The sequence below is a fragment of the Arthrobacter sp. AOP36-A1-22 genome (assembly GCF_052377615.1).
Lineage (GTDB): Bacteria > Actinomycetota > Actinomycetes > Actinomycetales > Micrococcaceae > Arthrobacter_H.
Genome location: NZ_JBQSWX010000009.1, coordinates 1 through 21,256 on the forward strand (window position 1 = coordinate 1; position 21,256 = coordinate 21,256).

Consider the following 21,256-nt stretch of genomic DNA (forward strand, 5'->3'; position numbering starts at 1 on the left):
GCCAGGCGGGACGCTCGCTTCCCGAGTACCGCAAGCTGCGCGAAGGCGGGAACATGCTCGACTCCTGCCTGGACCCCGCGATGGCTTCGGAAATCACCCTGCAGCCGGTGCGCCGCCACGGGGTGGACGCGGGGATCTTCTTCTCCGATATCGTCATCCCGCTCAAGCTCGCAGGAGTCGGCGTGGACATCGTCCCCGGGGTCGGCCCGGTCCTGGACGAACCGGTGCGCACCGCGGCCGACGTGGCCCGGTTGCCCCAACTGACCGATGCCTCGCTGGATCCCATCCGGGAGGCCGTGGCCCTGACCGTCGCCGAGCTGGGCAGCACCCCGCTGGTCGGCTTCGCCGGGGCCCCGTTCACCGTCGCCGCCTACATGGTCGAAGGCAAGCCCTCCCGCGACCACCTGGGCCCGCGCCGGATGATGCACAACGATCCGCAGACCTGGAACGCCCTGGCCGAATGGGCCGCGGAAGCCTCCGGCGCGTTCCTGCGCGCCCAGCTGGAGGCAGGTGCCAGTGCCGGGCAGCTCTTCGACTCCTGGGCCGGAAGCCTGTCGCTGGCCGACTACGAGAAGTTCGCGGCGCCGTCCTCCACGCTGGCCTTCTCCCGGGTCAAGGACCTGGGCGTGCCGCTGGTGCATTTCGGCACCGGGACCGGTGAACTCCTGACGGCCATGCGTGACTGTGGTGCCGACGTCGTCGGGGTGGATTACCGGCTGAGCCTGGCCGAAGCCAACCGCCGTCTCTCCGGGGGGAACGTGCTGCAGGGCAATATAGACCCGGCCCTGCTGACCGCCCCCTGGGAAGTGCTCGAAGCCCATGTCCGGGACGTCCTGGCCTCCGGCGAGGAGGCTCCCGGGCATGTCGTGAACCTCGGCCACGGGGTGCCCCCGGACACCGAGCCCGAGGTGCTGACCCGGATCGTGGAGCTCATCCACTCCATCCCGCCGACCGCCGGCTGACGCCGTGCACACCTGACGGTCAGGACACGGGGCGATAATGGTGGGGGACCCTGGGCGGGTCCCCACCGCGGAAAGGACGTAGGGATGACGCAGGCCGGGCAGCTAGCCGGTACTCCGGGCCACGCCTCGGCACCCCGCGCGATCGTGGTCGGGGGAGGGATCTCCGGGCTTGTGGCGGCCCGTGAACTGTCCTTGACCGGACACCAGGTCGACGTCTTCGAGGCCTCCCCCCGCTTCGGCGGGGCCGTGGCCAGCCACCAGGTGGCCGGGCTGGACCTGGATGCGGGGGCCGAATCCTTCGCGGTCCGCTCCACCGCGGTGGCCGATCTGGCCACAGAACTCGGACTGGGAGCATCGCTCCAGTCGCCGAACCCCGCGGGGTCCTGGCTCTACCACGCCGTCGACGGCGCCAAACGCGGCGGCCCCCGCGCCATGCCGATGCCGGCCACCGCCCTGCTCGGCATCCCGGCGGATCCCTGGGCCGAGGACGTCAAGACGGTGATCGGTGCCGCGGGGTGTGTCCGGGCCGCCACCGATCTGGCCATGCCGGTGACCCGCCGCCAGGCCAAGGAACCGATCAGCCTGGGCGAGCTCGTGGCGGCCCGGATGGGTCAAGCCGTCCTGGAGTCCCTGGTGACCCCCATCGTCGCGGGGGTGCACTCGGCCGATCCGACGACCCTCGACGTCGATACGGTCGCCCCCGGTCTACGCGCCGCCATGGCCGAGCACCATTCCCTGGCCCGGGGAGTGGCTGCGCTGCGCGCCTCCGCCCCGGCGGGATCCGCCGTCGGCGGCCTGGCCGGGGGCATGCACCGGCTGACGGGGGCCCTGCTGGCCGAACTCGATGCCGCAGGAGCCCGATTGCATCCCGGAACCCCGGTCGTCTCCATCGCCCGGGCCGAACCCTCGCACGATCCCTCCGAGGACGGCTGGGACGTCACCGTCGAAGGGCGCGAGACCCCTGAGTCCGCCGACCGGCTGGTCATCGCCACCCCCGGACCCGCAGCAGTGGACCTGTTGGCCGGGCTGTTGCCCGATGCCGCGGCCCTGCGCCCGAAGACAGGCCATGGCATCGCCCTGGTGACGTTGGTCGTGGACCAGCCCGAGCTCGATGCCGCCCCGCGGGGTACCGGGCTGCTCGTGGCCCCCGGAACCCCCGGGATCCGGGCCAAGGCACTGACCCATGCCACTGCCAAATGGGAGTGGCTCGCCGATGAGGCGGGACCGGGAACGCATGTGCTCCGGCTGTCCTACGGCCGGCTGTCCGATGCCCCCGGCACGATCCCCGCCGACGACGCCGTCCTGCGTGATATCGCCATCGCCGATGCCTCCGCCCTGTTGGGGGTCCCCGTCTCGGCAGCGGACGTGGTGGGGTGGGACGTGGTGCGTCATGACGCGGCCCTGCCGTTCGCCACCACCGGCCACCGGGACCGCGTCGAGGCCTTTCGCACCGCCCTGGCCGGTCATCCCGGCCTCGAGGTCGTCGGCGCCTGGCTGGCCGGCACCGGGCTGGCCTCCGTCGTCGCCGACACCAGGGCCCGGACCTCCATCACCGCCAGTTGACCCCGGCCGAGAGGCCGCCTAGACCCCATCGAAATATCCAGCAGCAGAAAGTTGAGGCCACACCGTGAGCCAAGCACCTTCCACCACCGAAACCGGCACCCCAGACGCCCCGGAGGAAGAGCTCTTCTATACCCTGTGGACCGTGTTCAAGCGCGATTCCGACCTAGACCGCAGTGAAGGCGTCGAGGCCTTCGACGCCCTCGTCGCCGAACTCGCCGCCGCCGGCGTCGTGCTGCGCGGCACCTACGACGTGTCGGGGATGCGCAACGACGCCGACATCATGGTGTGGTTGCACGGGTCCACCCCCGATGACCTGCAGGCGGCCGTGCGCAAGATCCGCCGCACCTACCTCTTCGCCGAAACCACCCTGGTCTTCTCCGCCATGGGCGTGCACCGCGACGCGGAATTCACCAAGAACCACTCCCCGTCCTTCGCCCTGGGCAAGGAGCCGCAGAAGTGGCTCTGCTTCTACCCCTTCGTCCGTTCCTACGAGTGGTACCTGCTCGAGGGCGAGGAACGCGGCAAGATGCTGCGCGACCACGGCATGCTGGGCCGGGACTTCCCGCAGGTCCAGGCCAACACCGTCGCCTCCTTCGCCCTGGGCGACTGGGAGTGGCTGCTGGGTCTGGAAGCCCCCGAACTGATCGACCTGGTCGATTTGATGCGCCACCTGCGCTACACCGAGGCCCGCAACCATGTCCGCGAGGAGATCCCCTTCTACACCGGCAAGCGCATCAGCTCCGCCGAGGTGGCCGAGGTCCTGCGATGAGCCGGCCGAACGAGCAGTCCTTCGACCCGCGTGAAGGCTACGACGCCGCGGGGCGGATGGCCCCCAAACCCTATGACGCCATCCTGCTGGCCTCCTTCGGCGGGCCCGAAGGCCAGGAGGACGTGATTCCGTTCCTGCGCAACGTCACCCGGGGCCGCGGGATCCCCGACGAGCGGCTCGAAGAGGTCGCCACCCACTACCGGGCCAACGGCGGCATCAGCCCGATCAACGCGCAGAACCGGGCGTTGAAGTCGGCGATGGAGGCCGAACTGGCCTCCCGTGGGATCGAGGTCCCCGTCTACTGGGGCAACCGCAACTGGGACCCCTACATCCCCGAAACGCTGAAGCAGCTCCACCAAGACGGACACCGCCGGGTGCTGATGTTCTCCACCAGCGCCTATTCCAGCTACTCCAGCTGCCGCCAATACCGTGAGGACCTGGGCGTGGCCTTACGCGAAACCGGGCTCGAGGGCATCCTCGAGGTCGATAAGGTCCGCCAGTACTTCGACCACCCGGGATTCGTGGACCCCTTCGCCGAGGGGCTCTCCGCCGGACTGGCCGACGTGCGCTCCCAGCTGGCCGAGGCGGGCACCCCCGACGCCCCGGTACGGGTCGTCTTCGTCACCCACTCCATCCCGCTCTCCGACGCCGAAGCGGCCGGCCCCCGCGATCTGGCCCCCACCCTGGACACGGACGTGTATTCGGCCCAGCACCTGGCCGTGGGCCAGGCCATCCTGGCCCAGGTCCCCGAGGCCGCAGGGCTGGAGCATTCACTGGTGTTCCAGTCCCGTTCGGGCTCCCCGGCCACCCCGTGGTTGGAACCGGATATCAACGACGCCCTGGCCGACTACCGCCAGGAAGGCACCGGCGGCGTGGTCGTGGTCCCGATCGGCTTCGTCTCTGACCACATGGAGGTCCTCTGGGACCTGGACACCGAGGCCAAGGACACCTGCGCGGAACTGGGCCTGGCGTTCAACCGGGTGGCCACCCCGGGCACGCACCAGAAGTTCGTGCGCGGCATCGTGGACATGGTCTCCGAACGCCTGGCGGGACCGGACGGCACGGCCTTGCTGCAGGGCCGGGAGAGCGAGGTGGCCCTCGGCCCCTGGTTCGACGTCTGCCGTCCCGACTGCTGCTCCAAGGTCATGCGGGACGGCACGATCAAACCGACCATTGCCGCGGTGGACTCCGAGGTGGGGGTGCCCGCATCGTGAGCGAGGAACTGAACGGACCGGGCCCGGCGTCGGAGCCGGGCTTCCGCGTCGGCACCCGGGGGTCGGCACTGGCGATGACCCAGACGAGGACCGTCGCCGACGCCCTGAGCGCGGCCTCCGGACAGGGCCATGAACTGATCCGGGTCAAAACCGAGGGCGACGTCACCTCCGGCCCCTTGTCCCAGCTGGGAGGCACCGGGGTCTTCGCCGCGGCGCTACGCATGTCCTTGCTCGAGGGCGGCTGCGATGTGGCCATCCATTCGCTCAAGGACCTGCCCACGGCCCAACCCGGGGACCTGGTCATCGCGGCCACCCCGACACGGGTCGACGTCCGGGACGCGTTATGTGCCCGGGACGGACTCCGGCTCGACCAGCTCCCGCACGGAGCCAAGGTCGGTACCGGATCCCCGCGTCGTGGCGCCCAGCTGAAGGTCGCCCGGCCCGACCTGCAGATCGTGGGCATCCGCGGCAACGTCGGCACCCGGCTGGGCCGGGTGGCCGGTTCGGCCACTCCCGAGGACGACGGCGGTGTCGGGCGTGGGGTCCAAGGCGACCTGGACGCCGTGGTCCTGGCTGCCGCGGGACTCGAACGGCTGGGCCTGGGCGAACACATCACCGAGTACCTGGATCCGGGGATCATGCTCCCGGCCCCCGGTCAGGGCTCCTTGGCCGTGGAGGTCCGCGCCGGGGGTACCGGCAACGCCGAGGTCGACGCGGCCCTGAAGGTCCTGGACGATCCCGAAACCCGGATGACCATCACCGCCGAACGGGCGCTGCTGGGTCGGCTCGAGGCCGGTTGCTCGGCCCCGGTCGGCGCCCTGGCCCGCATCGTCGACGGCGAGCTGACACTGGATGGTGTCGCGTGTGCCCCCGATGGCAGTGAATGGATCCGTCGCAGCGCCACCACCGGGCGCCTCGACCTCGAGGGGGCGCGCACCCTGGGGATCCGGCTGGCCGAGGAACTGCTCGACGCCGGAGCCGCCCGGATGGCAGGCCTCTAGGTGCCCGAACTCCAGCGGCTGGCCGGACGGTCCGCGCTGCTGTTGCGCAGCGCGGACCGGGCCGCGGCCACCGTGGCCGAACTGGCCTCCCGCGGCGCGGCCACCGTGCTGTGCCCGCTGATCGACTTCGAACTGCCGCAGGACACCACCGGGGTCGACGACGGGCTCTTACGCCTGGCCGAGGGGGGATTCGACTGGCTCCTGCTCACCTCCCGCACCACGGTGCTGGCCTTGCAGCAACGCTGTGCCGCCCTGGGCCTGGGCGGAACCGGGATCCCCGTACCGGAACGGACCCGGATCGCCGTCGTCGGCGAGGCCACGGCCCGTGCCGCCGGTGCGGCGGGACTGACCGTGGACTTCGCGCCCGCCGGCGACCATTCGGCGCGTGGCATGCTGGCCGAATGGCCGGCGCCCGCCCGCCCGGGGCCCGCAAGCGATGTCTTCATGCCGCAAGCAGATATCGCCTCCACCACCCTGGCCGACGGCATGCGCGAATGGGGTGCCGACGCCCTGGTCGTCACCGCCTACCGCACCGTCGACGCCCCGGCCGAGGCGTCCCGTCGGCTGCACGCCGCAGACGCCGAACCGGTACCCGCCCCGCTGGTGGAACCGGCGGCCTTGACCCGGAGCGGGGGCGCCCCCGCCGCAGTGGACGCCGTCCTGTTCACCTCCCCGAGCATCGTCAGACGCTATCTGGGATTGGTCGGCACCCCACCGGATCGGGTGGTCGCCATCGCGATCGGGGACTCCACCGCCGAGGAGCTGCGTCGCAACGGCTGGGAGCCGGCGGCCATCGCCGCCACCCCCACCCCGGTTGGACTGGCCGACGCCTGGGAATCCGCCGTGCATGACCCGTCGCCCCCGGGGAGCCCCGCCGGCACGCCCGGCTCCGACTGACCCCCCCGAACCCCACCCGCAGACCACGAACGCCCCACACGCCATCCGGGGCAGAAAGCTGAAGGCCACAATGTCTTTCCCCGCCCACCGGCCCCGCCGGCTACGGACCACCCCCGCCATGCGCCGGCTCGTCGCAGAAGTCGACCTGGCCCCCCGCCACCTGATCCTTCCCACGTTCATCCGGGAGGACCTCACCGAACCACAGCCGATCAGCTCCATGCCCGGGGTCGTGCAGCACACCACCGATTCGCTCAAACGCGCCGCCGTCGAAGCCGTCGAACTGGGGCTGGGCGGGTTCATGATGTTCGGGGTCCCCGCCCGACGCGATGCCTCCGGAAGCGCGGGGATCGACCCCGACGGGGTCCTGAACCGCGCCATCGCCGACGTGCGGGCCGAGGTCGGCGACGACATCGTGATCATGTCCGATCTCTGCCTGGACGAATTCACCGACCACGGGCACTGCGGGGTCCTGGACTCCGAGGGTCGCGTGGACAACGACGCCACCCTGGCGATCTACGCGCAGATGGCCGTCGCCCAAGCCGAGGCCGGGGCCCATATGGTCGCCCCCTCGGGAATGATGGACGGCCAGGTCGCCGTCATCCGGCAGGCCCTGGACGGGGCCGGGTTGGCCGACACCTCGGTGCTGGCCTACGCGGCGAAATACGCCTCGGCGTTCTACGGGCCCTTCCGGGAGGCCGTGGATTCGCAGTTGAGCGGGGACCGGCGTACCTACCAGATGGATGCCTCCAACCGTCGGGAAGCCATCCACGAGGTCGAACTGGACCTTCAGGAGGGCGCGGATCTGGTCATGGTCAAACCGGCCATGAGCTACCTCGATGTCCTCGCCGACGTCGCCGCCATGTCGCCGGTCCCGGTCTCGGCCTACCAGATCTCCGGCGAGTACGCGATGATCGAAGCCGCCGCCGCCAACGGCTGGATCGACCGTCGCGCCGCCGTCACCGAATCCGTCCTGTCGATCCGCCGTGCCGGCGCCGACACCGTCTTGACCTATTGGGCCGCCGAACTCGCCGGCTGGCTGAAGGAAGGAAACCACGCATGAGCACCTCACAGGAACTCTTCGACACCGCCCGGGGTCTGATGCCCGGGGGAGTGAACTCCCCGGTCCGGGCCTTCGGCTCGGTCGGCGGCGTGCCCCCGTTCATCGTGGCCGCCGACGGCGCCCACCTCACCGATGCCGACGGGAACGACTACGTGGACCTGGTCTGCTCCTGGGGCCCGGCCCTGCTGGGCCACAGGCATCCCGCCGTCCAGGAAGCCGTGCACGCCGCGGTGGATCGTGGCCTGTCCTTCGGGGCCTCGACCCCCGACGAGGCAGGACTGGCCCGGCTCGTCAGCGATCGGGTTCCCGCCGTCGAACGCCTGCGCATGGTCTCCACCGGCACCGAGGCGACGATGACGGCCGTCCGGCTGGCCCGCGGCTACACCGGCCGCGATCTGATCGTGAAGTTCGCCGGTTGCTACCACGGGCACCTGGATGGACTGCTGGCCGCAGCCGGCTCCGGTCTGGCCACCCTGGCGCTACCCGGTTCCGCCGGGGTCACCGCGGCGACCGCTGCCGAGACCCTGGTGCTGCCCTATAACGACGTCGCCGCCGTCGAGGCGGCCTTCGTCAAGCACGGGGAACGCATCGCCGCCGTGATCACCGAGGCGGCGCCGGCCAACATGGGGGTGGTGACCCCCTCCGAGGGCTTCAACGCCGCCCTGTCGCGGATCACCGCCGCCCACGGATCCCTGCTGATCCTGGACGAGGTCCTCACCGGGTTCCGTACCGGACCCGGCGGCTATTGGGGCCTGACCGGGGCCGGAGAAGGCTGGACCCCGGATCTGTTCACGTTCGGCAAGGTCATCGGCGGTGGACTGCCGACCGCCGCCCTGGGCGGCCGGGCCGAGGTCATGGACCACCTGTCCCCGCTGGGCCCGGTCTACCAGGCGGGAACCCTCTCCGGGAACCCGGTGGCGATGGCCGCCGGCATCGCGACGCTGACCCATGCCACCGCCGAGGTCTACGCCCACGTGGACGCCCGCAGCATCGAACTGCAGGCCGCGGTGCGGCAGGCGTTCGACGGCGCCGGGCTGGACCATTCCATCCAAACCGCCGGGAACCTCTTCTCCGTGGCCTTCGGGACCTCCGAGCACGGGGTGCACGATTACGAGCAGGCGCAGGGCCAGCAGGCCTTCCGCTACGCCCCGTTCTTCCACTCCATGCTGGACTCCGGGGTCTACCTGCCCCCGAGCGTCTTCGAGGCCTGGTTCCTCTCGGCGGCGCATGACGACGCGGCCATGGAACGCATCATCGGTGCCTTGCCGGCCGCCGCCCGGGCCGCCGCGGCAGCGGTGCCGCAGGCATAGAGGCACGCCGGTCCACCCCGGTGGAGACCGCACACACAGGCGGCGTTGGACTCCCCCGAGGAGGGAGTCGAACGCCGCCTGTGTGTGCGCCGGGAGTGCTCAGCGGTGCAGCATGCGCTTGGCCAGGGCATTGCCCAACAGCTGGGCCAGTTGGACGATCACGACGATGACGCCCACGGCCAGCAGGGTGACCGCATAGTTGAACTGCTGGTAGCCGTAGGTGATGGCCAGGTCGCCCAGGCCACCGCCGCCGATGTATCCGGCCACGGCGGACATGTCCACGACCCCGATGAAGATGAACGTATAGCCCAGCACCAGCGGCGCGATCGATTCGCGCAGGACGACGTCGAAGAGCACCCTGCTACGGCTGGAACCCATGGCCCGGGCCGCCTCGACGACTCCGGGATCGACCCCGACGAGGTTCTGTTCCACGATGCGCCCCAGGACCACGGCGGTCATCAGGGTCATGGGGAAGATCGCCGCATTGGTGCCGATGGAGGTGCCGATGACCTGTAGGGTCCACGGACCGACCAGGGAGATGAAGATGGTGAACGGGATCGGCCGGACCAGGTTGATCACGAAGTTCAGCACGTTGAACACCACGGTGTTGGCCAGGATGTTCCCCGGCCGGGTGGCGTAGAGCAGGATGCCGATCAGCAGCCCCAGGATCCCGCCGAGGACCATGGTGATGATGACCATGTAGAGGGTCTGTTCGATGGATGAGACCAATAGCGGTCCGAGGGTGCCCCATTCGATCATTGCTTCGCTCCTTCGGCCTCGGGGCCGGCCGGGGTCGACACGGGCCATTGCTGGACGGTGGTGATCTTCGACAGGCCTTCGACGACGGCATCGACATCGGCCTCGGGTCCTTCCAGGACGTACGTCAGGGACCCGAAGGGGCGTTGGGCGATTTCGGTGACGGAACCGTAGACCACCGAATCATGGACCGCCGGATAGGAGGCCAGGAGCGAGGAGATCTCCCGTTGGTTGGTTCCGGCCCCGGCCCCGGGGGCCTCGGAGATCGTGATGCTGACCAGGCGTCCCGGATGCAGCACCTGCAGGCGGGCCACGGTTTCCGGGCTGGGCCGGTCGGCGATGGTGCTGCTGATGAACTTCTGCGTGGCCGGGTTCTCCGGGAAGGCGAAGACGTCGTAGACGGGGCCGTGTTCGAGCAGGGCGCCTTGTTCCATGACGGCCACGTGGTCGCAGATCGAGCGGACGACGTGCATTTCATGGGTGATGACCACGATGGTGGTGCCGAACTCCTCGTTGACCCGTTTGAGCAGGGCCAACACCTCGGTGGTTGTTTCGGGGTCCAGCGCACTGGTGGCCTCGTCGGCCAGCAGGAGCTCCGGGTTGGTGGCCAGGGCCCGGGCAATGCCCACGCGCTGCTTCTGACCGCCGGAGAGCTGGCTGGGGAACTGCCTGGCCTTCTCGGAGATCCCGACGAATTCCAATAATTCGGCGACCCGGGCCACGCGTTGCTCCTTCGGCCAGCCGGCGACGATGAGCGGGTACTCGACGTTCTTGGCCACCGAGCGCGAGGTGAAGAGGTTGAACTGCTGGAAGATCATGCCGATGCCGCCGCGCAACCCCCGCAGATCCTTCTCGTTCATGCCGGTGAGTTCTCGTCCGTTGACGTCCAGGCTGCCTCCGGTGGGCAGCTCCAGGGCGTTGATCAGACGGACCAGGGTGCTTTTTCCCGCCCCGGAGTAGCCGATGACCCCGGTGATGGAGCCCTGCTGGATATCGAAGGTGATGTCTCGGAGCGCGTGGACGGGGGTACCCTTGGCGGCGCCGCGGCCCGGGTAGGCCTTGGAGACCTGGCGGAAACTGACGATGGATGGCATCGCAGGTCCTTTCTCGCGGAGGATGATGGCGGGGCCCTCGAAGCCATGCCGGCTGCGGCCCCGGGGTGTCCGGTGCCGCAGCCGTGCTGACTCGGTTCGAAGGGGGGCCGGGGGACTACTGGGAATCGGCCTTCATGTTCTCCTCGATGGTCGCCAGGGCGGACTGCAGGTCCTCACCGCTGTTCTCCCTGAATACGCCACCGGTGCCCAGATCCTTCTTGATCGCCTCGACGACCTCGGGGTCGTGGTAGAGCTTGGCGACCTCGAGCAGCGTGGGGTTCGTCTTGTCGGCATCGCGGGCGACGAACGCATTGATGTACGGCTTCGTCGAGTCCGCCTCCGGATCGTCCTGGGCGATGATGTCGTCATCGCTGAGGTCCGCTGCCGCAGCGTAGTTGTTGTTCACGACGGCACCGGCCAACGAGTCCAGGTTCTGTGCGGTCATCTTGGCATCGACGGTGACCACCTTGACCTTGGAGGCTGCCGTGTCCACATCGGTCGGGGTCGACGTGGAATCGGCGCCGCCCTCGACCTCCACGAGTCCCGCGGCCTCCAACACGATCAGCGAACGGGCCAGGTTCACCGGGTCGTTCGGAATGGCGATCTCCGATCCCTTCGGGATCTCCTCGGTGGAGGAGTACTGCGTGGAGTACAACGGCAGCGGGTAGACGGCAGTGCCCCCGATGGGCTGCAGATCCTTGTCGTTCTTCGTGTTGTAGGTGGCCAGGTACTGCAGATGCTGGAACTCGTTGAGATCCAGTTGTTTCTGGTCCAAGGCCGGGTTGGGCTGGTTGTAGTCGGAGAAGTTCTTGAACTCGACGTCCACGCCAGTCTCTTCCTTCACGACCTTCTTGTAGACCTGCCAGTAGGGCTCGGCGCCGTCGGCCACACCGATGGTCACCGTCGTGATGTCATCCGGCAGACTGGACGATGCTTCGGAGGTTCCGCCGCAGGCGCTCAACCCGAGGGCGGTCACCGCCGCGAGGGCTGCAAATTTCGCAAGGGGCAACTGGAATTTAGGCATACAGGGGTTCTTTCCGGCTGGAAGTGAACGGTGTCCCGAAATGGACACCAACAATCGAATGAATCCATTTGATCAACCCCTGCGTGCTTCACGAAATCGAATTCACATATCGAAATATTGGGTCCTGGCGAAGAAACTTCACGAGAATGCGGTTTTGGTCCGAGCCCATGCGATATGAACCCGACGCGCTCTAAGAACGGCCCCATCCGTCCGGCGACGCCCACTTCCGGAAAATTAAGTGATATGTCCCACTATGGGATCGTGCGCCGGCCCCGCTGGTCCGGCCACCGACCCCCTGACTGGGGGTCAGCGGACCGGCCAGGTGCCGTCCACGACCGCCGTCGGATCCTTGCGGCGGAAGAATTCCTGCAGGCTCGCGGCCTGCTCGGCAGCCCATCAGATCTGCAACCGGTGCAGCTCGGCGGGATCCACGGACAGGACCCGTGCGTACTTCGCGACCTGGGCATCGGCCACCCCAACGGTCGCCGCCGCGTCGGCGGCCGAGGAGTGGGCGTTGTTCAACGGGATGCCATAGTGCTCGCACATCGCCGTGAGCGTGCGCTTGCCCCGACGGTACTTATCGACATGCTTGTCGATGATGAACGGATCGATCACCGGGGCCGGCTCCAGGGCGGGAACCCCCTGGCGTTCCGATTCCCGGGCCAGGACGGTGAAGTCATATCCGGCATTGAAGGCCAGCACCGGCATGGTCTGGAACAAGTCGCGCAGATGAGCGGAAATCTCGGCGATGGCAGTGGCGGGATCCTGCCCGGAGGCAACGGCCTGCTCCGTGCTCACCCCGTGCACTGCGGCGGCCTCCTCGGGGATCGGCACTCCGGGGTTCACGAGCCACTCCCGGTGGTTGATGATCTCCTGCCGGCCATTGACGATCACGACGGAGGCGGTCACGATGCGTGCCTCCTGCGGATCCTTGCCGGTGGTCTCGAGGTCGAATGCTGCGCGGGGGAGCTCATGCCAGTTATCCATGTCCCCACGGTATCGTCAGCTGCCGACGATATGGCGCCGGCCCGCCTAAACTGGAACCATGTCAGCCGAATATGCCCGGGCCGTCCATCGGCTGGCCTGTCACATCCCTGCGGGGGCCGTGCTGACCTACGGGGACATTGCCGAGCTGCTCGGCGCCGGTGGCCCCCGTCAGGTCGGCGCCGCGATGGCCCGGTCCGACGGCGCCCTGCCCTGGTGGCGGGTGCTGCGCGCCGACGGAACCCTGCCGGCCGATCTGCAGGCCAGGGCCATCCCGCACTGGATCGACGAATCGATCCCGCTTCGCCACGGACGGGTCCGCGTCCCGGTGGCCCGCTGGCAACCCGACGAGGAGGCCTTCGCGCTCCTCGACGAAGTCGCCGCGGTCCTGGCGTCGGCGACCGTCGTGGAGGAGGCCGCGCCAAAGCGACGGGGGCGCATGCTCTGATGGAGTCCATGGAAACCGTCGAGGACACCGCAGAAAGTTCCCGGCAACGCCTCCGTGAGCTGGTCCCCGGCCACGGCCCGGTGCTTGTCCTGGGAGCACCGGGGACCGGGAAGAGCACGGCGTTGCTCGACGTCGTCGTGCGCAGGCTCGCCGCCGGGCACCGGCCCGAACACCTCCTGGCCATCGCCCCGTCCCGGTCCGCGGCAGCCGATCTGCGCGATCGGCTCTCGGCAGCGACGGATACGACGTTTTCCGAACCTGCGGTACGCACCTGGGCGGCCTACGCCTTCGATCTCATCCGCAGGGCCCGGCTGCTGGGGTACCTGCCCGCCGTCGAGCGCCCCCCACGGCTGCTCTCCGGCCCCGAACAGGACACCCTGATCGCCCAGTTGCTGGCGGGGCATGCCGACGGCATCACCGCGGGCCCCGCCTGGCCGGAGTCGCTGGGCGAAGCCATCGGGACCCGCGGATTCCGCAAGGAGATCCGTGAACTCTTCGACCGGCTGGCCGAATACGGGGTGGAGGCCGGGGACCTGGAGGAACTGGGGGAACGCTGCCTGCGGCCCGAATGGACCGCCTCCGCCGCGCTCTACCAGGAATACCGTGACCTGCTCGACCTCGGCTCCAGCGAGGCCTTCGACCCGGCAGGGCTGATCACCGCCGCCGCCGACCTGCTCGAGGACCATGAGGAACTCCTCGAGGAGGAATGCCAGCGCCTGTCCTTGATCGTGGTGGACGACCTGCAGGAGGCCAACCCCGCCCAGCACCGGCTGCTGCGGTTGCTGGCCGCCGGGCGTGACCTGCTGGCCTTCGCCGCCCCGGATAATGCCGTCCTGGGGTTCCGGGGCGCGCGTCCCGACTTGCTGGGCCGGTTCGAAGGCGATTACGGAACCGATAGGAACCCCGCCGAGCGGATCGAACTGGGGACCTCATGGAGGATGAACCCGGCGATCGCCGAGGCCTGGACGCGGGTGGCCGGACGCATCCCGGTCACCACGGGCCACTCGGGGCGCCGACTCGTGGAGCGCCCGCAGGCGCCGACCGGAGACGACGAGCGGGAAGCGGTGGAAGTCCATCTGGTCGAATCACCCGTCCACGAGCTACGGCTGGTGACCCAGCGGCTCCTGGAAGAACACCTGATGCGCGGCCGGTCCCTGGACTCGATGGCCGTCATCGTCCGCAATGGTGGTCTGGTCGCCGAGGTTTCCCGTCATCTGGCGAGCCAGGGCATTGCCGTGGACGTCCCGCAGGCGGAGGTGCCGTTGCGGGAGGAACCGGCGGTGCGCCCGTTGCTGACCCTCCTGCGCGTGGCCTTGGACACGGCGGGGGGTCCCGACGGGAGCGAAGGAACCGGGGAGCCGGCCCCGGAACCGGCGGCATACCTTCCGGATGCCGGGGTCGTCGAGGCCCTGCTCTCCTCGCGCTACGGGGCCTCCACCGCCTTGGACATCCGTCGGCTCCGACAAGTCCTGCGCCGCCGCGAACGCGTGGCCGGAGGACGACGCTCCAGCACCGAACTACTGCGCGGGATCTTCACCGATCCGCAGGCCCTCGGCGGCCTGGGCCGGGAAGGTCGCGGCGCCGAACGACTGGGACGGATGCTCACCGCGCTGGTCGCCGAACTCGCGGTACCCACCGCCAACGCCGAGACCGCCCTCTGGGCCCTGTGGTCGGCCTCCGGAATGGAAAACACCTGGCGTCAGGCCGCCCTGGATGGCGGGGCCGCGGGGGCCCGGGCCGATCATGATCTCGACGCGTTGATGGCGCTGTTCCAGGCCGCGGAACGTTTCGTGGACCAGCTTCCCGGCTCGACGGTTGGCCAGTTCGCCGATCACGTGCTCAGCCAGGAACTGCCGATGGACACCCTGGCCTCCCGCGGGGGCAACGGCGCCTCCGTCGCGGTGACCACCCCCGCCGGTGCGGTCGGCCACGAATGGGATCTGGTACTGGTGCCCGGACTTCAGGAGGGGATCTGGCCCAATACGCGCCTTCGGGGGGAACTGCTGGGCAGCAGCGCCCTGGCCGATGTCATCGAACACGGACCGGCCATCCTGCGCCAGCGTGACCCTGCCACCCGATTGAAGGCCACCCGGGCCGACGAACTGCGCACCTTCGCCAGTGCGCTATCCCGCGCCCGGGACGGATTGGTGTGCCTCGGGGTCGCTTCCGAGGACCAGCAACCCTCCCAGTTCCTGGATCTGGTCCTGCCCTGGACCTCCCAGGAAACCCCGCGACCGATCACCGCGGTGCCGCGTGAACGCACGTTGGCCTCCCTGGTCGCCTTGTTGCGCCAGCGTCTGGAAGCCGGCAGCACCGCCACGGACCCGGGACCGGCAGCCATCGACGCGGCAGCCGTCCTGGCCCGATTGGCGGATCAGCCCGAACACGTCCGCGGAGCAGCCCCCGCCCAGTGGTGGGGGCTCAAGCCGGCGAGCACCGACGCCCCGGTGAACCCCGAGGGCGAGCCGGTCCGGGTCTCACCCTCGCGGGTCCAGGCTGCCTTGGAATCCCCGCTCGACTGGTTCGTCCAGGCCGCGGGCGGGGAACCGGCGACGGATCTGGCCCGCAGTCTGGGGACCCTGGTGCATGCGATCGCCGAGGACCTGCCGGCCGCCACCGGGAACGAATACCTGGAGGAACTGGATCGCCGCTGGCCGGATCTGGATCTGCCCTCGAACTGGGAAACCGCGAAGGACCACGAGCGGGCCGAAACGATGCTGCGCAAACTCGCCCAATACGCGATCCTCATGCGGAGCCATGACCGCACGCTGCTGGCCAGGGAGCAGTCCTTCGACGTCGAAATCGCCGATGCAGAGATCACCGTCCGGCTGCGCGGGGTCATCGATCGGCTGGAGGTCGACGCGGACGGCCGCGCCTACGTGATCGACCTCAAAACCGGGAAATCCGCGCCGACGAAGGCCGACGTCGAACGCAACCCCCAACTGGGCAGCTACCAGGCCGCCGTGTTGGCCGGGGGGTTGGGCGCGGAGCTGCCCCAGCAGCCCGGCGGCGCCGCCCTGGTCCAGTTGGGTACCACGACCAAGAGCCCGGGGGAGCAAGCCCAGGACCCCGTCGGCGCCGAGGACTGGGCCACCCCACTGGTACTGAGCGCCGCCCGGTTGATGGCCGGCAACGAATTCCACACCCGGCACGACCCCTCCAAGGCGGGGCGCAGCGGCAGCGGCTGCCGGCTGCCGGCCGTGTGTCCCTTATGTGATGAAGGACGGCAGGTCACCGAATGAACCACGAGCACGACCTGGCACTCCCGCAGCAGGAATCCGCTGCCGGCCGCCGCTACACCCCGGAGGAGCTGGCCGAACTGCTGGGCCAGCACCAGCCGACCGCCGAACAGGCGGCCATCATCTCCTCCGAACTGGCTCCGATGCTTGTGATCGCCGGCGCCGGATCCGGAAAAACGGCGACCATGGCCGACCGGGTGGTCTGGCTCGTGGCCAATGGGCTGGTCAGGCCGGATGAGATCCTCGGGGTCACCTTCACCCGCAAGGCCGCAGGGGAACTGGCCCAACGCATCCGGGCGCAGTTGGCCCGTCTGGCCGAGAGCGGGATCGTCCCGCCGGGAGATGACGATGCCCCGCTGGAACCGGAGGTCTCGACCTACCATTCCTACGCCAACGCCCTGGTGCAGGATCATGGCCTGCGCATCGGGGTCGAATCGGACACCGCGCTGCTGGGCAGCGCCCAGGCCTGGCAATTGTCCCTGAAGGTCGTCCAGGAGTACGACGGCGACCACGAACACCTGCGCGTGGCGAAGTCCACCCTGGTCGATGCGGTCGTGCAGTTCGCCGGGGAATGTGCCGAACATCTGGTGGATCCCCTCCAAGCCCGCGACCATGTACTCGCCGAAGTCGACCATCTGTCCGCGCTTCCCTACCGCGTCGGCAAGGAAGCCAAGCCCTCCCAACCCGCCCTCAAGCTCCTGGACAAGCTCAGGACCCGGGCCACGGTGGCGGATCTTGCCGTGCGGTATGCCCGGGCGAAGGCCGAACGCAATGTCCTGGACTATGGGGACCTGGTGGCCCTGGCCGCCCGTATAGCCAGAACCGTACCCACGGCGGGGGAGGTTGAACGAGACCGGTTCAAGGTCGTGCTCCTGGACGAGTTCCAGGACACGTCCCACGCCCAGATGGTGCTGTTCTCACAACTGTTCACCGGAGGCCATGCGGTCACGGCCGTCGGGGACCCCAACCAGTCGATCTATGGTTTCCGGGGGGCCTCGGCCGGCCAACTCTTCCGCTTCCCCCAGGAGTTCCCGGCCACCGGTCCCGACGGCAGGCCCACCCCCTCGGCGGTGGCGTTCCTGACCACCGCCTGGCGCAACTCGGTGAACGTCCTCGAAGCCGCCAACGCCGTATCGGCCCCGCTGAACCGTGAAGACCCGAACCGGGCCTCGGGTTCCATCGCCGTCCCCGCGCTGGTCCACAGCCCCTTCGCCGGAACCGGCCGGGTCGAACTCGCCCGCTTTGCCACGAGTGCCGAGGAGGCAACTGCTCTCGCAGGCCGCCTCCTGAGCGAACGCGGGGCGTTCACCTCGGCGTTCGGGCGCCATCCGACCATGGCCGTCCTGTGCCGGACCCGGGCCGCCCTGGCGGGCATCGCCGAGGCCCTGACCCAGCGCGACATCCCCTACGAGATCGTCGGGTTGGGCGGGCTGCTGGCCATGCCGGAAATCGTCGATCTCGTCTCGACGCTGCGGGTCCTGGTGGACCCGCTGCGCTCCGATGCCCTGTTGCGGTTGCTCGCCGGTGCCCGCTGGAGGCTGGGCCCCGCCGACCTGATGGCCTTTGCCGATTGGTCCCGGTTCCTGGCCCGACGCCGTGAAGCAGCCATCCGCGAGGCCCGCGACATCGATACCACCACCGCGGACAGTGCCGCGGTGGACAGCCAAACCGAAGCCCGCAGCGAGCTGGCCGAGGAAGCCAGTCTCGTCGAAGCGCTCGATCGGCTCCCCCCACCGGAGTGGACGTCCTCGGCCGGACGGAGCCTGACCTCCACCGCCCTGGACCGGCTGCACACACTCCAAGCCGAGATCCGCTATCTGCGCAGCTTCGCCGACGACGATCTGCCGTCCCTGCTGCATGAGGTCGAACGCACCTTGTTGCTCGACATCGAGGTCGCCGCCAAACCCGGCGTCGGTATCCATACGGCACGACGCCACCTCGACGCGTTCGCCGAGGTCGCCGCCGGATATTCCGATACTGACCTGGGAGCCGATCTGAGCGGATTCCTGGTCTGGCTGGATGCTGCCGCAGCCAAGGAAGGCGGTCTGGAGATCGTCCAGCAGGAAGCCAGTAGCGAAGCCGTGCAACTATTGACCATCCACGCTTCCAAGGGATTGGAATGGGATGTCGTGGCGATCCCGGGAATGAACGAGGGCATCTTCCCCTCCTCGACCGACTCCCGATGGACCAAGGAAGACGGCTCCCTGCCCTGGCCGCTGCGCGGTGACCGGCACGACCTGCCCCAATGGGATACCGATCAGCCCAGCCTCTTCGAAGCCGTCGTCGCCGAAGCGATATTCCGTGATGACGTCCTGGCCCACGGGGAAAACGAGGAACGACGGCTGGCCTACGTCGCACTGACCCGGGCCAAGGACCTGCTGCTGTGTTCGAGTACGGTCTGGACCGGATCGCGGTCCAAACCGACCGGGCCCTCCGTGTTCCTGAACGAGCTGCTCCCGTTGGCCCAGGCCCCCACGCCGCGGGCCACCGTCCCCGTCTGGTGCGAGGACGACCAAGCACCCGGGCAGAACCCCTTCCGGGAGGATCCGCTCGAATCCAGCTGGCCCTACGACCCGCTCGAAGGCCCCGTCGTCTTCCGGGCCGGGGTGGCCCAGCCCAAGCCGCGGGGACGGCGCGGCCCACTCGAGGCCGCCGCGGCCCTGGTGCACGAGCAGCTCGAACTACGGGCCGTCCCCGGAGCCGACGACGAGACCCCGGTGACCACCGAAGACGGGGCAGCGTGGAACCACGAGGCCTCGTTGTTGTTGGCGGCCCGCCGGGAACGGGAGGCCTCGCGGGAAACCGCGGCGGTGCCCGAGCATGTGCGCGCCTCGCTTTTCGTCGATCTGGCCACCGATGCCGGACAGGTCCTGGGCCAGATGCGTCGACCGGTCCCGCGACGCCCCGGTGTTGCCGCCCGGAAGGGCACCGCGTTCCACGCCTGGATCGAGGACCACTACGGCTCCACCGGGATGCTTGACCTGGGGGAGTTCCCCGGGGCGGCCGATGCCTATGTGGAGGACATGTACGGGCTGGAGGAGATGAAAACCGAATTCCTGGCCTCGGAATGGGCGACCCGGCAGCCGGCCTACGTCGAGGTCCCGTTGGAGACCCGCGTCGGACCGGTCAGCGTACGCGGTCGGATCGACGCGGTGTTCAAGGAGCTCGACGCCGACGGCAGAACGGTATGGACACTCGTGGATTGGAAGACCGGGCGGGTACCCACCGGGCGGGATCTGGAGATCAAATCCCTGCAGTTGGCGGTCTACCGCCTGGGCTGGTCGCGCCTGCACGACGTCCCGTTGGAGGACGTCGAGGCAGCGTTCTACTACGTCGGCCAGGGGCGGACGATCCGGCCCGCCCGGTTGGCGGATGCGGAGGAGCTCGAAGAACTGATCACGACCTCGATGGCCGACCTCGACCCGAGCTGAGGATTACTTCGAATCCGTGGAAGGGCCGGACTTCTCCGAGGACTCGATGACGATCATCGGCATCGCATCGGTCTCCAGCCCGGAGGCAACGGTGTCGGACGGCGGAGTTTGCTGGGCATCGCTGCCGGCATCCGTTGGTGCGGGGGAGTCCTCGTCGTCGATATCGGCATCGCGCAGGAAGGCCGGCTCCTCCTCATCCTGGACGGGCGCAGCGTCATCCTCTGCGGCGCCGGAGGGATCCGCAACGGGATCACCGGAGTCCGTGTTGGAGACCTCGGCGGGATCGCTGGTGGAGGGGGCGTCGGAGTCTTCGTCCGTGGGCAGGCCCTCGGGGGAGGCGGGGGCGACCCGTGGTTTCGGCGGCACATTCGGAGGCGCAGGGACTCCCGGGGGCCCTTCGTCGGCGGGAGTTGACGGGAGATCGGTGGCCTCCTGGTCCTGAAGGGCAGCGTCGAGGTCCGGGGCATCAGTCCCGTTCGATTCGTCGTCGTCCTCGGGAATCGGCTGCCCGTTGATATCCATGCGGGGCGGGTCCACGATGCTGATCGGCTGGCCGCCGTACTCGGAGATGTCTTCGTCGAGATCGCGCAGCATCTGTTCGCCTTCGGCAATGCGTTCGGCATCGTTGGTCGCCAGTCCGCGGGAAAGCCATTGGGCCAACGCGAATTCGGCCGCCAGAGCGGCACGGCGCATGATGTGCGGGTCGGCCAGTTCGCCGCGTGCGGCGGTGTAGGCCTCGACGACGGTGTCGGTGAAGGACTGTTCGTGGGCGGCTGCGAGCCAGGCGAAGTCATCGGCCGGGTCCCCGATGCGCACATCGGTCCAGCCGATCACGGCGGCCACCTTGCCGTGTTCGATCAGCAGGTTGTCCTCGTGGACATCCCCGTGGACCACGCGCGGGTTGAAGCGCCACAACGCCACATCCTCCAAGGCGTGCTCCCAACGGCGGAGCAGCCGCGGGGGGATTCGCCCCGTCATGGCGGCCTGATCGAGCTCGTTGAGCTTGCGTTGACGGAATTCCTCGGCGGTATAGACCGGTAGGTCGGCCCGATCGACCAGTTCCTCGGGCAACGCGTGGATGGCGGCGATGATGCGGCCGATATCCGCTGCGGTGGAGCCACCGGCGGCCACCAGTTCGTCGAGGTCCATCACTTGGCCGGGCAGGTGGTTGTAGACGAAGGTGCGCAGGCTTCCCTGACGCACGGTCCCGGCCACGGAGGGCAGCCTGAAGGGCAACGAGGCGCGGATGCCGGGGGTGAAGGAACGCAGTGCGGTGAGCTCGGTCTCCAACCGCATGCTGGATTCCTGGTGACGGGGTGAACGCACCCTCCAGCGGTTCTTCTGCGCGTCGATGACCAGCGCCGAATCGAAGTCATCGGGATCATCCGCGATGCCGGCGACGCGGGCAGGAGTCAACCCCGGCACCGCTGCGGTCGCGATGGCGGCCAGTTCCATGGGAGAACGTTTCACGTACACAACCGTATGCCGCGAAGTGCCCCGCGGC

Annotated in this window: 15 protein-coding genes and 1 pseudogene; 11 read left to right on the forward strand and 5 right to left on the reverse strand. The window is 69.1% G+C overall.

Translation table 11 applies throughout. The features are described from left to right. The 8 genes from hemE to hemL form a co-directional block, all read left to right on the forward strand. Positions 1-962: uroporphyrinogen decarboxylase (gene hemE, locus ACT3S2_RS07325; RefSeq protein WP_444561460.1), on the forward strand; the 962-nt coding region annotated here is incomplete at its 5' end. Positions 963-1,046: 84 nt separating this feature from the next. Further along, positions 1,047-2,525 carry a protoporphyrinogen oxidase gene (hemG, locus tag ACT3S2_RS07330; RefSeq protein WP_444555722.1) on the forward strand — a complete coding sequence of 493 codons (1,479 nt, stop codon included), beginning with the start codon at positions 1,047-1,049 and terminating at the stop codon, positions 2,523-2,525. A 64-nt stretch (positions 2,526-2,589) separates the two neighbouring features. Continuing rightward, on the forward strand, positions 2,590-3,294 hold the full coding sequence (gene hemQ, locus ACT3S2_RS07335; protein ID WP_444555723.1) for a hydrogen peroxide-dependent heme synthase: 705 nt from the start codon (positions 2,590-2,592) through the stop codon (positions 3,292-3,294). Next, complete coding sequence (locus ACT3S2_RS07340; RefSeq protein ID WP_444555724.1) at positions 3,291-4,508, forward strand: ferrochelatase; 1,218 nt, start codon at positions 3,291-3,293, stop codon at positions 4,506-4,508. Before hemQ ends, ACT3S2_RS07340 begins: the two co-directional genes overlap by 4 nt. Then, complete coding sequence (hemC, locus tag ACT3S2_RS07345; protein WP_444561461.1) at positions 4,505-5,509, forward strand: hydroxymethylbilane synthase; 1,005 nt, start codon at positions 4,505-4,507, stop codon at positions 5,507-5,509. The genes ACT3S2_RS07340 and hemC overlap by 4 nt, the downstream gene beginning before the upstream one ends. Beyond that, positions 5,510-6,406 carry a uroporphyrinogen-III synthase gene (locus ACT3S2_RS07350; RefSeq protein WP_444555726.1) on the forward strand — a complete coding sequence of 299 codons (897 nt, stop codon included), beginning with the start codon at positions 5,510-5,512 and terminating at the stop codon, positions 6,404-6,406. It begins immediately after the preceding gene. Between the two features lie 70 nt (positions 6,407-6,476). Then, a complete protein-coding gene (gene hemB, locus ACT3S2_RS07355) occupies positions 6,477-7,466 on the forward strand; it encodes a porphobilinogen synthase (protein WP_444555727.1) in 990 nt (329 codons plus the stop codon). Continuing rightward, a complete protein-coding gene (gene hemL, locus ACT3S2_RS07360) occupies positions 7,463-8,776 on the forward strand; it encodes a glutamate-1-semialdehyde 2,1-aminomutase (RefSeq protein WP_444555728.1) in 1,314 nt (437 codons plus the stop codon). Before hemB ends, hemL begins: the two co-directional genes overlap by 4 nt. 99 nt (positions 8,777-8,875) lie before the next feature. Here hemL and ACT3S2_RS07365 read toward each other — a convergent pair whose 3' ends face one another. From ACT3S2_RS07365 to ACT3S2_RS07380, 4 genes and pseudogenes are all read right to left on the reverse strand, one after another. Then, entirely contained in the window at positions 8,876-9,535 is a 660-nt protein-coding gene (locus ACT3S2_RS07365; RefSeq protein ID WP_444561462.1) for a methionine ABC transporter permease, read from the reverse strand. Continuing rightward, positions 9,532-10,626 carry a methionine ABC transporter ATP-binding protein gene (locus ACT3S2_RS07370; RefSeq protein ID WP_444561463.1) on the reverse strand — a complete coding sequence of 365 codons (1,095 nt, stop codon included), beginning with the start codon at positions 10,624-10,626 and terminating at the stop codon, positions 9,532-9,534. Before ACT3S2_RS07370 ends, ACT3S2_RS07365 begins: the two co-directional genes overlap by 4 nt. 115 nt (positions 10,627-10,741) lie before the next feature. Beyond that, positions 10,742-11,650 carry a MetQ/NlpA family ABC transporter substrate-binding protein gene (locus ACT3S2_RS07375; protein WP_444554337.1) on the reverse strand — a complete coding sequence of 303 codons (909 nt, stop codon included), beginning with the start codon at positions 11,648-11,650 and terminating at the stop codon, positions 10,742-10,744. A gap of 306 nt (positions 11,651-11,956) precedes the next feature. Next, positions 11,957-12,637 (reverse strand): annotated as a pseudogene (locus tag ACT3S2_RS07380) (3'-5' exonuclease). A 58-nt stretch (positions 12,638-12,695) separates the two neighbouring features. Here ACT3S2_RS07380 and ACT3S2_RS07385 point away from each other — a divergent pair. From ACT3S2_RS07385 to ACT3S2_RS07395, 3 genes are read left to right on the forward strand one after another with little or no spacing between them, the layout of a single operon-like run. After that, a complete protein-coding gene (locus ACT3S2_RS07385; RefSeq protein ID WP_444554339.1) occupies positions 12,696-13,082 on the forward strand; it encodes an MGMT family protein in 387 nt (128 codons plus the stop codon). Between the two features lie 8 nt (positions 13,083-13,090). Next, complete coding sequence (locus ACT3S2_RS07390; RefSeq protein WP_444561464.1) at positions 13,091-16,324, forward strand: ATP-dependent helicase; 3,234 nt, start codon at positions 13,091-13,093, stop codon at positions 16,322-16,324. Continuing rightward, the gene (locus ACT3S2_RS07395) at positions 16,321-19,752 is read left to right on the forward strand and encodes a UvrD-helicase domain-containing protein (protein WP_444561465.1); all 3,432 of its coding nucleotides are present in this window, start codon (positions 16,321-16,323) and stop codon (positions 19,750-19,752) included. The genes ACT3S2_RS07390 and ACT3S2_RS07395 overlap by 4 nt, the downstream gene beginning before the upstream one ends. A 3-nt stretch (positions 19,753-19,755) precedes the next feature. Here the strand turns inward: ACT3S2_RS07395 and ACT3S2_RS07400 are convergent, their stop codons facing one another. Next, positions 19,756-21,222, reverse strand: a complete 1,467-nt coding sequence (locus ACT3S2_RS07400; RefSeq protein WP_444561466.1) for a phosphotransferase — start codon at positions 21,220-21,222, stop codon at positions 19,756-19,758. Positions 21,223-21,256: the final 34 nt, after the last annotated feature.

Excerpts from the sequence above, each read along its gene's own strand:
- hemG (WP_444555722.1), top strand. The coding sequence starts at position 1,047 with ATGACGCAGGCCGGGCAGCTAGCCGGTACTCCGGGCCACGCCTCGGCA.
- ACT3S2_RS07340 (WP_444555724.1), top strand. The coding sequence starts at position 3,291 with ATGAGCCGGCCGAACGAGCAGTCCTTCGACCCGCGTGAAGGCTACGAC.
- hemB (WP_444555727.1), top strand. The coding sequence starts at position 6,477 with ATGTCTTTCCCCGCCCACCGGCCCCGCCGGCTACGGACCACCCCCGCC.
- hemL (WP_444555728.1), top strand. The coding sequence starts at position 7,463 with ATGAGCACCTCACAGGAACTCTTCGACACCGCCCGGGGTCTGATGCCC.
- ACT3S2_RS07365 (WP_444561462.1), bottom strand. The coding sequence starts at position 9,535 with ATGATCGAATGGGGCACCCTCGGACCGCTATTGGTCTCATCCATCGAA.
- ACT3S2_RS07370 (WP_444561463.1), bottom strand. The coding sequence starts at position 10,626 with ATGCCATCCATCGTCAGTTTCCGCCAGGTCTCCAAGGCCTACCCGGGC.
- ACT3S2_RS07375 (WP_444554337.1), bottom strand. The coding sequence starts at position 11,650 with ATGCCTAAATTCCAGTTGCCCCTTGCGAAATTTGCAGCCCTCGCGGCG.
- ACT3S2_RS07385 (WP_444554339.1), top strand. The coding sequence starts at position 12,696 with ATGTCAGCCGAATATGCCCGGGCCGTCCATCGGCTGGCCTGTCACATC.
- ACT3S2_RS07390 (WP_444561464.1), top strand. The coding sequence starts at position 13,091 with ATGGAAACCGTCGAGGACACCGCAGAAAGTTCCCGGCAACGCCTCCGT.
- ACT3S2_RS07395 (WP_444561465.1), top strand. The coding sequence starts at position 16,321 with ATGAACCACGAGCACGACCTGGCACTCCCGCAGCAGGAATCCGCTGCC.